Raw genomic sequence first — 13724 nt, forward strand, 5'->3', positions numbered from 1 at the left:
ATTTTTCGAATGCTGTTGTTTGTAGCAGTTTGCAGCCATTGATCTATTGTTACGAAATCAACCAGTTTTGGTGAAGAGAAACGAATACAGCTTGGTTCCCGTGGCCGACTTTTTTCGGTGCTGTAAATAATAATCAGCCATACTTTTTTAAAAACTCTTCACTGCATGTTAGGAAATTAAATTATTGATCATTCTTTCTCCTGATTGAATTCCAAGATTAGCAGGGGAATTTTCATCAATGTCAACCCACTTCCAAAAGTGAGCTTGTTTAATTTTAATTAAAAGTATGAAAAATCAATAAGCAGGATATTACCCCGCGAGTAGGACTCAAGAATTAAATTTATTCGAAAATTGCGTTTTAATTTAATTTTTTAATGGAAACTCCATTCGATTTTATCAGATATTAAAAATATAGATAATTATTCTGGTAAAAACTTAATTAGTTTTTTTAATTTATTGAATATAGAATATATATACGAAAATTAATAGATATTAATATTATATTTTAATTTTAAACATAAAAAATAAAATTTAATGTAAATTAAAAATAAATGATAAAAATCGCTTACGGATAATATATAGAATTATAATTCGAAAAATTTTGCGTAATTTTTTTTGGAGTAATTGCGTAGCGAGACAAAACAATATAAATCTCGATCATATTTTTAATCTGTTAAAAATTGTCAGAAATTCAATATGCATACAGAGCAAAACACTGGAATTATAGACCACAAACATTCCAAACAACCATCTGGAAACAGTGGCGAATTACGCGCCCTCATTGAATTGGAGGGGAATTTTATTATTCCGGGTTATCAACGTGGTTACCGATGGAATGACCAGCAAATTTATGATTTTTTAAATGATATTTTCGAGTTTTACGAACAATTCAAGAATGGAAAAGAAAATAAAATCTATTTTCTTCAACCTGTTGTAGTTATGGAGAACTATAACGAGGGAACAGATAATGATGAAAAAGAAAACGAACCCGAAATAAACATTGTTGACGGGCAACAACGTTTAACAACAGTGCTTTTACTAAACGCAGTTCTGTTAAATCCGTCGAACAACTATGTTCCAAAAAATATTGATTATCGGAAGTCAATTAAAAAACAACTAGACCGCGACGCCATTTATTATGAGTTTTTTGACAAAGCTATTCATTACATTTTTTCCAACGAAGTCGAGGCAAAAAACGACAAACCACGTCGCAATATTAATAAAAACAAATTTATTAACTATACATTAACCATTAATACACGGAATGAAAGTGATGAATTTTTAAAACGTATAGCAAAGGGTATAGAACCGACCGAAAAGGAATGCGATAGTATCGATTTATATTTTCTTTTTAATGCTCATGATAAAATAAGACAATATATTGATGAGAAGAATAAGAAAGGCATCAATTGGATAGAATTTTATAGGATATTTGCTAATCAGGTAAAAGTACTTTGGTACGCGATTGATAATAGCGACTCCAGCGGTGAAATAGCGGCATTTACACGTTTGAATAGCGGAAAAATTCCCTTGACAAATGCCGAGCTAAGCCGCGCAGCACTCCTCAATCCTGCTTATTACAAATCGAAGGATAACAAAGACGATAATCAAAACTTGCCGGATATTGAAACGGAACGTGGCTTGATTAGCATTGGGTGGGATAACCTCGAATATGAGTTGCGAAAACCGGAATTCTGGGGCTTTCTCGGTTTTTCGGAAAATGACTGTTCGTCGAATGTTAAAGATCAACGAAACAAGAGCTTTGAAGACGAACGTTACCAAACGCGCATAGATTTTCTTCTGGATTTTCATTTTTCCCAAAAAAACAAAGATAATACCAAAAATAAAGATGAAGATAATACCGAAAATAGCAATCGAGATAGAAATCTTCCTCCTTTTATAAAACTCGAAAAAAAATTGAAAGACGCTAAAAAGAATAATTTTTCTACTAATAATGTAAAGCAGATATGGGAATCAATCCAGCTTGATCTATGGAAGTTACAAACCTGGTATGACGATAATGACCTTTATCATTGGATTGGTTATTTATTTGCTGAAAAACGAATGAATCCTGACCTGTTTTCGAAATTTAAAGATCTGAAAAAAGACGAGTTAAAGGAAGAAGTTAAAGGTTACATCGCAAGTTTTTATCGGGATTTGGATACAGCTCTGGAATATACTTACGATACCAATGAACCGGGATGCGAAAGGCTCCTGTTTTTATACAATGTAGAATATGTGAGAAGTATGAAAACAACCGGCACAAAGCACCGATATGACTTCTCGGCCCATCATCAAAAGAAATGGACAATAGAGCACATCAACGCGCAAAATGTTGAGGGACTCAACACAAAAGAACAATGGTTGATTTGGTTAAAAAGCCATCGGGGAGTGTTGGACAGTCGTGTTCAGATTGAGGAAAACAAGAAAAACGAACTGATCGGGCGCGTGAATGAATTGATCGATAAGCTCGAACGTTCCGAGCAGTCAAAATCGTCAGACCTGAGAGATGAGTTTTTGAGGCTGTCGAATGAGATAGTGGAAAAAATCAATGATGTCTATGGCATCAAGGACTTACACGAGCTGTCGAACCTCGCGCTTCTTGACGGTTCGGCAAACAGTGTTCTGAACAATTCGATTTTTCGTGTCAAACAGAACAAAATTATTGAAGAAATGAAACAAGGCAATTTCATTCCACCCGCTACACAAGCTGTATTCTTGCGCCTGTTTAGCATGGAAGAACAAGATCATCTATATTGGACAGCGAACGATCGCAAAGCATACCTCGGTGACATCAAAGAAAAACTAACGTACTTATTGGGATGAAAATAATGGGGAGTGGCAAGGTTCAAAGCTTTTATCAACTTTTGCAAGAAACTGAAGTTGTTATCCCGATGATACAACGTGATTATGCGCAAGGACGTCTTACCGAAAAAGTGAAGTCTATTCGCCACGACTTTCTGGATGCACTTTATAAGGCGTGTAAAGATAAAAAACCGCTACATCTCGATTTTATCTATGGGGAGGAAGATGAAGGATTTTTCAAGCCATTTGATGGGCAACAACGGCTGACTACATTGTATTTGTTGCACTGGTATGCGGCAGTAAAAGCGGAAAAATTAGCCGAGGAAAAGGAATTTTTTAACCGCTTTGGTTATGAAATTCGTGAAAGCACGAGGGTATTTATTAAAAAGCTTAATAATGAAGTCGTTTTTTCATCGGAACAGCTTTCCGACGGCAACGATATTTCGTCAATTATTAAAAATGCTCGCTGGTATGTTTCCAGATGGGAATTGGATCAATCAATATCCGGTATGCTGGTCATGCTGGATGCGATCCATAAGAGATTTAGCGATATTCCGGATCTTTGGAAAATATTAACTGACGAGCCACCGCTTATCACATTTTTTTATAAGCCATTGCAAGACCTGTCTTTGTCAAGCGATGAGCTATACATAAAGATGAACGCGCGCGGCAAACAGCTGACCGAATTTGAAAATTTCAAAGCAAAATTTGCGGAACTGCTGAGAGAAAAATCCTCCAAAGGAGAACTGGAAACCAAAACGCCATTGGACGAGATCGAAAGATGTTTTGATACGACATGGATACAAGTTTTTTGGGATAATGTTCGTCCACGCGGTAACGCCGGCAAAACTCGTTCAGACGGTAACGTCGACGAAAATGATGAAGCGATTTTATGCGACAAAGCATTTGCGCGTTTTTTGCGTTATATCGGCACCATTTTATATCTCTTGGCTGAACAGGAAGTCCCTTCCGAAGATAAAAAAGCAATAGATTCGCCAGACGATTTCCGAACCATGAAATTGTTCGAGATATTTAGACATGTGGTAGAAACAAAATCTTTTTTGTCGGATATAGACGGTAATAATATTGACGGGTTAAAACGTTTACTCGACGGAATAAATGACCTTGGTAACGATGAAATAGACAAGATATTAAAAGAAATTTTTTATAAAAAAAAGATGAATATTAAAGATGAAGACGAAAACGGCGGATCGTCTTTAAAAATTGCTCTCTATAACACAGACGAAAATTTATTTGAACATTTAATCGATCCGAATAAGGAAGATACAGTTGCTACACGCCTTCTTTTATTTGCGTTTTTATTATTAATATGGAGAAAAATTTCTCATGATAAGGGTGCCAAGTTGGCGATTAATGAGGATGATATAATAACGATGCGGGAGGCGCTGCGTCCCATTCGCAATCTTCTTGAGAATTCAGCCTCTGAACTTCGATATGAAAACTATGCGGATCAATTACGTGAACTGGTGAAGCTTATTTTAACTGATCGTTTAAGTGAAAAAGAGGATATTGTTTCACCCGATCTGTTGAGCATTGTTCCAAGGAACCAAGTTGACAATGAAAACGAATGGATCAAGGACACCAATTTCAATGTTTATCAAATAAATGAAGAAGCGGTAAAACAGAAACTTCGCCGACAACATAAGGGCGATAAAAAATTTCTGAACGCACTGAACCGGCTAGAAAATCATGAATTTTTTCGTGGTAATTTAGGCGCATTTTCTCTGTGTGAACAGCAGGAAACAGAAGGGCATGAACAGGCGGAAAAGAGTGTACGGAAGGAGCCGGAAAAGTTCATTTGCTTTGATCCCAAAATTATCGAGGCAGGAGATAAACTTTTCAGCCAATTTGCAGAAAATTCCGAAAGTGAGCTACTAAAGAATTCGTTATTGTGTGAGGATGATTATGCATTGCCAACGGGATCATATTTTACTTATGGAGCTTTACAGGACATCCCTCATAAGCAGTCTACCTGGAATTCAATTTTTAATAGAAGCTTATACAATCAGCGGATAAAATGTCGGCGAGCAGTCACAAAATTATGCAACTATATTGCAGAACAGGATTTTCTTTATCAAGAAGATCTTGATAAACAAAAAATAGAAGAAACGTTAAAAAATATACTTGAAGTTAAAAGAGACAACTGGCTTGAATATTGCGAAAAATATCGAAAATTTTTCTGGAGATATTATTTAGTAAAATATTCAAATTTTTTTATACCGAAGGAATCGAAGTATAAAATGTTGAAAGAGGAAATATATGGACATATATTTACTAGCAAGGTATATTTTAAACATAAGGTAAAAGTATATTGGAACCCTTTTCTGTTTTGTGTTGCAAAGATATTAATAGAAGCGGGTAAAAAAATAGAATTTTTACCATGTAACCTTCTTGATCAAAGACCGAAAAACGATTTTGAGGATGAAGGTCTGGAAATAGAAAAAGGAGTCTATCTCCATGGAGACGATACGGGTTGGCGGATATCATCTTCACCGACTGATAGCGCTGGCTGTGACGCAGATCTAAAAAATCGCTTCAAAGACGAAAATGATCTCGCTCCGTTATTCAATAATGATGATGTTGTGTCGTCGGACAAAGATAAAGGCATTATTGTATTGAGGAGGGAGGATAAGGATGTGGATTTTAAGATTGACGGATGGGACGAGACATGTCGATTTTATGACAAAGTCGATCGTATTGATTACATTGTCAACTTTTTCAAAAATCGTGTAAGTTAAACAATAATGATAGAGATCATGGCATAAATTATTTTCATTCTCAAAAAATATTCCGGATGCGCTTTGTCCAAATCCACTAGAATTATTTTGTAGATTTTGGAAACCAAGTATTTTGGATGATTTGCTGTTTTATTGAAAAGATATCGGAGTATTTACGTATATGTCGGGATTTTTATATCGTGATTTTTGCTGCAGGTAACTGCGGGGCCATGATCTTGAATTAATTTTCAGTTGTCGCTCTCACTTTTTCCATTCTGCCTGTTTTCAACGGACTTCAAGTCGAGAAAATTCATCTAACCCGTATATAGTCTGTTGTGATTAAGCTTATCTCCCGAATTTTCGGTTCAACAGTGCTTACGTGACAGGATGGCGGAAAGTATACTCATTCTTTCGTTGATTACCTGCTTGCCGCGGAGCCCTTTGTCATATCAACCAACAACAGTTTACGGAGCGCGTGTTAATGCCACTCCACACCGTTAATTCCACGCGTTATATCTGGCGAAGCCAATGAGCCCTTGATTGATAAAGAACAGTGACCGGCTTTGCCAAAATCGATCCGGCTTATTTTTAAGTGAATGTTGCTAACAATAAGTTTTTGCTCGTTGCATCTTTTCCTTGTGAGAAAACCATGGCGCGGTGTGTGGTGATTTTACGGATTGAAACAGAATGGACTTAGATAACGTGTTTATTTGTGAGAATTTTTGAAACCGCGCCGTTCTGATAAAGTATCAGTTAAAAGCGCGGTTATTCAAAATGATAAAGCAACAGGGAATAAAGCCCGGGCGCGCTCTGACGTTTGGTACTATCCGTCGACAGAAGACTTAGTTTTACTCGTCCATAGAAGAATAAGAGCAATAATGATAGGTAGCATAAAATAAGCGGGTAGTGCTGCCGGATTAACCCCGTACGAAACAAGAACGCCACCAATTAACGAGCCGATCGACCCTCCGAGGTACACGGATGACTGGTTTGAACCGACCGCCAGATTACCATCGACTTTATCCTCTCTGATTTTTAATAGCTCGTTGTTCTGGGGGACTTGCAGCGCCTAGCCAACCGCACCCCATATAACGAGGGGCAATGCGATCAACGGCAGATAGATATGTGACAGTAAAGCCAAACCGATAAATGATAGTAAAAGCAATCCGAGAATAACGAACAGGATTTTTTCAGATCATAGTCATCGACAAAATATCCGATCAGAATGCTTCCACAGACGCCCCCTAAGCCCCAATACCATAAATAAACCGTCACATATGCCCCTTTATTTACGGCGCTCACGAATGGAGATAGGAAAGTATACATTCCCAAGCTCGATATTGCTGCAAAAAGAGAGATCAATAAAACTCTCACAACGGGCCATTCGGATAAAAGGGCAAAACGGGATTTTTCGGATTTTATCATTGTTGATGGCAAAGTCGGTAAACATAGATATAAACCGATGAAAGCAGTACCGCCAAGAATGCTTACGATTATCATAGCGCTTCGCCAACCGAAATGATCGGCTATAATGAGCGAAGCGGGTACACCAATGACAGTTCCAATGGCCATACCCGCCATTATTGTTGAAATGGATTTGCCCTTTTTCTCGTTGCTGCTTAGTCGGGTCGATGCTGTTATTCCGCAGGCAAGAAACGTACCGGCAGAGGCTCCCGCTATAGCGCGAAGAAGAATTAAAAAATAAAATTCCGGAACAATCACACAAGCGGCATTGGCAATAACAAACACACCAAGATAAATACAGACGTTGTTTTTAAGATCACGATGCCCCGTCATTCCCACTAGAACAGGAGACAAAAGACCATATGGTAGCGTAAAAGCGGTTACCAACTGTGCAGCCAAGCCAATTGAGACGCCAAAATCGTTGCTAATCAGAGGTATCAAACCGGCAGTCATATAAGAAGAAAGCCCCAAGGCCAATGCCGACAAAGATAAACAGATTGACGATATTCTGACAGATGACATGTCACAACGCTTCTTCTCATTCCGGTATTTTTAGCTTTTAGCGTTGGGCGTATTAAAAATAATGAGGGCGGAACGGTTATTACTTGAAATAGCGAATGATATTTTAATCTTTCACAGGAAGATACCGCGCTATCGGACCTCTCTCGAAGGGAGACTTCGCTTATATGTTCCAGAGCAGTGATACCATTACAAGTGCATCAATTTGTAAAATCAAATAGTTTTTACTTAACTTTATTTATCAACTTTAACGGGAACTTTTGTAAAAGATAACTCACACATATGGTCAGATGACACCATAAAACCTCACAGAAAGTAAAAACCAACAAAGGGAGTTGATGAAGGAATGGCATGAATTTAATGATATGCGCGTTTATCATTATTCGATAAAGTTTAACGCGAAATATGATGTTTCTATCGTCAGCTGGAGGTCTAAAGAGGCTGGAGACCTCTGAAATTAGAGACGGAGCTGGTGCTTATTCGGATCGGGAAATTTTAAGACCCTATGCCGCATATTGTCTTTAATGTGCCCCGAAAATAGTATTTTCTAAATTGAATTTGATAACATTATCATATGACAATAAATCGTATTATGCTGTCTGAATTTTTAAAAATAAATAATAATTAAAATATATTTTTATTGTTTATTTTGATATTTTATATAAAACATTATATATATTTATAATTTTAAAAGATAATTTTCAACTTTGAAATTTTTATATGATTTTTATATCATCGTTTATTGAAAATATAACATTCAAATAGTGAAAGAGGGAAGGGACGTTCGGTCGGCACGAAAGCTATCTGAACTGGTTTGAGACGAATTTTCTAACAATCTTAAAAATTATGCCATTTAAATTTTTATCCAAGCTGAAATCGGAAAATCCATTCTTTGTCGGTCACGTGCCAAATGTTTAGGCTTTTTGTCGGAAAATGTTTCATTTTTGACAATGGATTTTATAATGGCAGATCATCAAAAAAAGCTCGGATTCTTTTCACGTGTTCTGGATGCTGTACCTGCGGGCGAGCGTTACAGGTTGGCTGAAGAACAAATAATTTATGCTGAAAAGTTGGGCTTTGAAACCGCATGGGTTGCTCAGCACCATTTCCATCCTCAAGAGGGTGGGTTACCGTCTCCTTTTGTCTTTCTTTCCAATATTGCAGCAAAAACAAAGAAGATAAGACTTGGTACCGGTGTCATCACTTTGCCAATGGAAAGTCCGGTAAGAGTGGCCGAGGATGCTGCCGTATTTGACCTGTTGTCGAATGGTCGGTTGGAATTGGGATTTGGCACAGGTGGAACACGTGAATCGTTTGAAGTTTTCGGCGTTGATCCGGATAAACGTGGCGAAGTTTATGCACACCATCTAAACGCGTTGCGTCAGGCCTTTGCCGGCGAAGATCTGTTGGATGGTAACCGGCTTTATCCGGCAGCTCCGCATTTGTTGCGGCGTTTCTGGATGGCTACCTTTTCACCTTTTGGAGGCAAACTTGCGGGCGAAAAGGGAGATGGGTTGATGTTGTCAAGGACACAACCGCGCCCGGCAGATAATCCCGAAGCAACGCTTGATGAAATACAAAACCCTATTATTGACGCTTATCTCTCTGCATTACCGGCAGGCGTAAAACCGCGCATCATGGCTTCTCGAAGCTTATTTGTATCGCGCAATCGTGCCCATGCTCTCGAATTGGCTGAAAAAGGATTAAGAAGCGCCGCCGAGCGATTGGGGAAAGCACTAACGAATGTTAAAGGGAGCTCGCTTGAAGATCTTATTGTCGCGTTTGACCAACATGTTGGAACGCCGGAGGATGTGATTGCATCGCTCAAAAAAGATACCTCGCTCAATCGCGCAACAGATGTTGTTTTTCAGGTCCACTCCATCGACCCGCCTCATGAAGAGATCTTGAAATCGTTAGAACTGACGGCAAAAGAAGTTGCTCCTGCATTGGGCTTGAGCCTTGCCTCACATTGAAGTGAAATATGCTACCGACTGTCCGCTATAAGGAACCAACAAATGTCCCAGTATGATATAATTGACGAGCTTGTCGGCTCGCCGTTAGAGCTACGCAAGCGTCGGCCATTTACCAAAGATCAAGCGCAAAAGAGTTATGAAGCGCTGTTTTCAAACGTCAAGGACAGCGACTTTGCTTTGAAAGATCGCCTTGCGATTGCAACTTTTGTTTCCCGACTACATGGTTTTGATAATGCAATCAATTTTTATGAAAATGAATTGAAAGAATTACAACCCGATTGGGCTAAAATTATAGAAGAGGCGGCAAACGCTGCAAAAAGCACAGGGCCATTCGGCAGATACCCCGATGGCCCTCTCACAAATGAGAATACGGTTGGAAAAAGCTGGAGTGCGGATGCAGAGTTAAAAAATTCCTTGGGAGAAAAATTGGCAGCCGCATTGAGCCATAGTCATCTTCTGGTTTTTCACCCACGCGATAGTGAGCCGACCCATCTTGAAGCTCTCAAGCAAGCCGGTTGGAACAATGATGAAATCGTCACTCTTTCGCAACTGGTTGCTTTTTTAAGCTTCCAGTTAAGACTTGCTCTGGGGCTACAAGCTCTGTTTGCCTTTAAAAGCGCAGATTAACGGCAATTTTTGTTGAAAAGCTTCTTAATAACCGCACCTCTACAATTGGAATTGAGCGAAAATGAACACAAAGTCAGATAATTCGACTAAAGAAATCAAAAGACCCAACGTCTTTACGCGCGACAATCTGGACTGGGTTCCGTGGATCGAACCGGTTGCAGAAGAGAGTTTGAGCGAACGCCAGCGTGACTCCTTGGTCGAAGCGGCTCGTGCAAAATCGGATTATTTCCGGTTATTGGCACGCGATCCCGACATATTGGAAGCGCGAACAAGGACAGATAAGGATATTTTTTACAATACTGTCGATGGCTTGCCCCGTGCTGAACGGGAACTTGCAGCCGCAGCAACATCGCGGTTTAACGGCTGTATTTATTGTGCTTCTGTGCATGCCCGACATGCGGCTGTTTATTCCAAAAAACCGGCCGATGTTGATGAACTTCTTGATAAGGGCATATCTGCCGATTTGGGAGAGCGCTGGAACGCTATTGTTAAGGCTGCTACCACGCTCAGCCAAACACCGCCGGCCTTCGGAAAAACAGAGATCAAAGCTCTTCGTGCAGCAGGTCTTGATGACGATGAAATTTTTGATGTTATTCACGCCGTCAGCTTTTTTAATTGGGCTAATCGGCTGATGTTGTCTCTCGGAGAGCCGAAAATCGGCTAAATCGGGATTTGTTCTTGATAATTCTTCCGTGAAAGTAACTTTTCTCATCAAAGAAAAGAGGATTGGGGGAGAACAAAAGGGATACCATCTGCCGGAATTTTTCCGACGGTCAATTTGCAATGATATACGTCGTGCAATAATTGCGTTGTCAGGACTTCGCGAGGTGCTCCCTCTTTGACGATGTGGCCGTGATCGAGAACGATTATTTTGTCGCTATAGTGCGCAGCCAGATTGAGATCGTGCAGAATAGTGAGAACGCCGCCACCAGCTTTTGCAAAATCACGGGCAATATCCATCACAATGAGTTGGTGGCGAATATCCAGACTGGCAACCGGTTCATCGAGCAGTAACCAGCAGGGTTTATCGTCAATGACCGGTTCCCAAATTTGGCAAAGCACGCGCGCAAGCTGGACGCGTGCTTGTTCGCCGCCTGACAGTTCCTGATAAAAACGCCCTTCATAGCCGCTCAGGTCGACTTTTTCCAAAGCCATTTCCGGCAAATTTTTTTTGATTTCTCTTGAATATAAACTGGCGGAAAGGCCGAGCTCGACGACTTCCCGAACAAGAAACGGAAAGCTTAACCCCGTGGATTGTGGAAGAACGGCTCGTATCAAAGCCATTTCGTCGGGTCTTTTCAGAGCGATATCAGCGCCATTAAATTTTATTTTGCCACTATATCGGAGTTCTCCGCTCAACGCTTTGACAAGCGTGGTTTTTCCTGACCCGTTGGTTCCGATAATTGAGGTTATTTGTCCGGCATGCGCCTGTAATGTCAAAGAATGAAGTATTTCGACTTTACCCAGAGTGAGTGAAAGATTTTCAACCTCGATCATTGCTCCAGAGCTCCCCGTCTTTTTAACAGAATCCACAAGAAAAATGGTCCGCCGATTAACGAGGTAATAATGCCGATCGGCAGTTCGGCCGGTGCTACAATTATTCTCGAAACGGTGTCGGTAGCGATTAGCAATGAAGCCCCAAAAAGTGCGGAACATGGAATAAGGTAACGATGGTCAGGGCCAATTGTAAGGCGCAATATATGGGGCACAATGATGCCGATAAAGCCGATACTTCCACTCACTGCAACGGCACCCCCGCACATGAATGCAACAACAAAAATTGTCATGTGTTTTATGCGTTGCACCCGAAACCCCAAATGTCCGGCAACCGCTTCATTAAGAGCCAAGGCGTTCATTGCACGAGCAAGGAACGGAGCCAGAATCAACCCGATAATGATAAAAGGCGATGCAATTGCTACGCGTGACCATGTTGCACCGGCAAGGGAACCGAGATTCCAGAATGTAATATCACGGAGCTGGTTATCATTCGCCATAAAAATGAGAATACCCAATAATGCGCCGCAAAATGCCCCGAGCGCTATTCCGGCAAGAAGCATTGTCGCAATTGATGTTTGTTTGTTACGGGTTGCTATGAAATAGAGTATGATAGTAGACGAAAGCCCGCCGACAAACGCTCCGGCTACCACATTAAAACTTCCAAGAAATTTGATGGCCGGAATAGGGAGCGAAGACGAAACCACGATCATCAACACCGCTCCCAAAGCAGCACCTGAGGAAACTCCCATAATGCCGGGGTCGGCGAGCGGATTGCGAAACAATCCCTGCATTAAAGTACCGGAAACCGCCAGTGCCGCACCTATCAACATGCCCAGAATAACACGCGGTGGTCTGATATTGACAAGGACAAGATAGTCGCGCGTCTTGATAATTTCATTCAAGCCTGATTGTCGGATCGAGGTCAAAAAATTCATAACCGAAACATCATAGGCACCGATTACAAGCCCGCAATATATCGTTATAAGCAGAACAAATATAAGCAAGATAATTGCCATTTTTCCTCTATGGCTGCGGTCTCCTTTAACGGGGCGGATTTTAAAAAATGCAGATATCATTGCTGCTTCTTTCAAGGTTTCGGGGAACGGATAAAACAATCACCCGAAAGCCGAAAAAAGTTGTTCTATTGTTTCGAAGTTTCATCCACGTCATAGATTTTTAAATAGAAATTGTTGGGTAGGGACGGGGTCATTGTCCGTTTTTATATAGCGCATCTATAACTTCACGAACCGCCAATGGCGTACGGGGTCCGAATCCGAGGAGATAGAGGCCATCCATCTGTTTTATCGCTTTGTGTTTAAAGGCGGGCGTCGTTTCTACTGCAGGTATTTTATAGAGATCTTCAACAGTTGCACTTATGCCCGAATGCCCCATCATCAAGATCAGATCAGGGGAGGAATTAATAATCGCTTCATCTGTTAGCAACTTGTAACCATTATAGCCGTCAATGGCATTCCGGGCGCCGGATAATTTGATTATACCATCGGCAGCCGTATCCTTTCCGGCAGCCATCAATCGGCCGTTTTGTACGGTAAGAACAAACAAAATGCGCTTTGCGTCACTATGATCTTTGATAAGCTGGTCATTTTTCGCAAATTCCCGCTCGACTTCTTTTATCAAAGCTTCAGCTTTGTCTTGCCTATGTAATGCCTGACCGATTTTTTCAATCTTTTCTCTGACACCTTCACGCGTGAAATGTTCAGGTACTTCCAGCATGGGGATTGAAGCATTTTCCAGAATTTCGACAGTGGAAGCCGGCCCACTGCCTTGATCAAGTAAAATGGCGTCCGGTGCGAGGGATAAAATGCCCTCCGGCGATAAATTACGCATATATCCGACATCCGGCAATTTTTGCACTTCATCCGGATAACTGCTTGTTGTATCGCGCGCGATGAGTTGCTCTCCAGCCCCCAAAGCGTAGACAATTTCTGTTACGGCACCGCCAACAGAAATAATTTTGGCACTTTCGGGAAAAACATCGGCTTTTTTTGCGCTCGCAGATTGCGGTGTTGTCGTGACAGCAAGAAATATACACATCACCACGCCGAGCCGGCTTATTACGGAATATGACAGCCAAGGGCAA

9 protein-coding genes are annotated in these 13724 nt (G+C 40.6%); 5 read left to right on the forward strand and 4 right to left on the reverse strand.

Annotated elements, in window-relative coordinates; genetic code table 11:
• Positions 1-696: 696 nt before the first annotated feature.
• Positions 697-2826: a DUF262 domain-containing protein gene (locus tag H3S82_RS05140; protein ID WP_198232262.1), complete on the forward strand. Its 2130-nt coding sequence runs from the start codon at positions 697-699 to the stop codon at positions 2824-2826.
• Between the two features lie 5 nt (positions 2827-2831).
• Positions 2832-5564 (forward strand): DUF262 domain-containing protein, encoded by a 2733-nt coding sequence (locus H3S82_RS05145; protein ID WP_198232263.1) that lies wholly within the window; start codon positions 2832-2834, stop codon positions 5562-5564.
• 1086 nt (positions 5565-6650) lie between these two features.
• Here the strand turns inward: H3S82_RS05145 and H3S82_RS05150 are convergent.
• Positions 6651-7529 (reverse strand): MFS transporter, encoded by an 879-nt coding sequence (locus tag H3S82_RS05150; RefSeq protein ID WP_198232264.1) that lies wholly within the window; start codon positions 7527-7529, stop codon positions 6651-6653.
• Between the two features lie 959 nt (positions 7530-8488).
• On the opposite strand from H3S82_RS05150, the gene H3S82_RS05155 reads away from it, so the two are divergent.
• From H3S82_RS05155 to H3S82_RS05165, 3 genes are all read left to right on the forward strand, one after another.
• Positions 8489-9499 (forward strand): putative FMN-dependent luciferase-like monooxygenase, encoded by a 1011-nt coding sequence (locus H3S82_RS05155; protein ID WP_198232265.1) that lies wholly within the window; start codon positions 8489-8491, stop codon positions 9497-9499.
• A 42-nt stretch (positions 9500-9541) separates the two neighbouring features.
• Positions 9542-10126, forward strand: coding sequence for a CMD domain protein (locus tag H3S82_RS05160; RefSeq protein ID WP_198232266.1), 585 nt, complete (start codon positions 9542-9544; stop codon positions 10124-10126).
• A 61-nt stretch (positions 10127-10187) separates the two neighbouring features.
• The gene (locus H3S82_RS05165) at positions 10188-10790 is read left to right on the forward strand and encodes an alkylhydroperoxidase domain protein (RefSeq protein ID WP_078039295.1); all 603 of its coding nucleotides are present in this window, start codon (positions 10188-10190) and stop codon (positions 10788-10790) included.
• A gap of 47 nt (positions 10791-10837) precedes the next feature.
• Here the strand turns inward: H3S82_RS05165 and H3S82_RS05170 are convergent, their stop codons facing one another.
• From H3S82_RS05170 to H3S82_RS05180, 3 genes are all read right to left on the reverse strand, one after another.
• Positions 10838-11623: a heme ABC transporter ATP-binding protein gene (locus H3S82_RS05170; protein WP_198232267.1), complete on the reverse strand. Its 786-nt coding sequence runs from the start codon at positions 11621-11623 to the stop codon at positions 10838-10840.
• The gene (locus tag H3S82_RS05175; protein ID WP_198232268.1) at positions 11620-12699 is read right to left on the reverse strand and encodes an iron ABC transporter permease; all 1080 of its coding nucleotides are present in this window, start codon (positions 12697-12699) and stop codon (positions 11620-11622) included. Before H3S82_RS05175 ends, H3S82_RS05170 begins: the two co-directional genes overlap by 4 nt.
• Before the next feature lie 130 nt (positions 12700-12829).
• Positions 12830-13678: a hemin ABC transporter substrate-binding protein gene (locus tag H3S82_RS05180; protein ID WP_246785239.1), complete on the reverse strand. Its 849-nt coding sequence runs from the start codon at positions 13676-13678 to the stop codon at positions 12830-12832.
• Positions 13679-13724 lie beyond the last annotated feature (46 nt).

Origin of the sequence: Bartonella sp. M0192, assembly GCF_016102305.1 — a bacterium.
GTDB classification, from domain to species: Bacteria; Pseudomonadota; Alphaproteobacteria; order Rhizobiales; family Rhizobiaceae; genus Bartonella; species Bartonella apihabitans.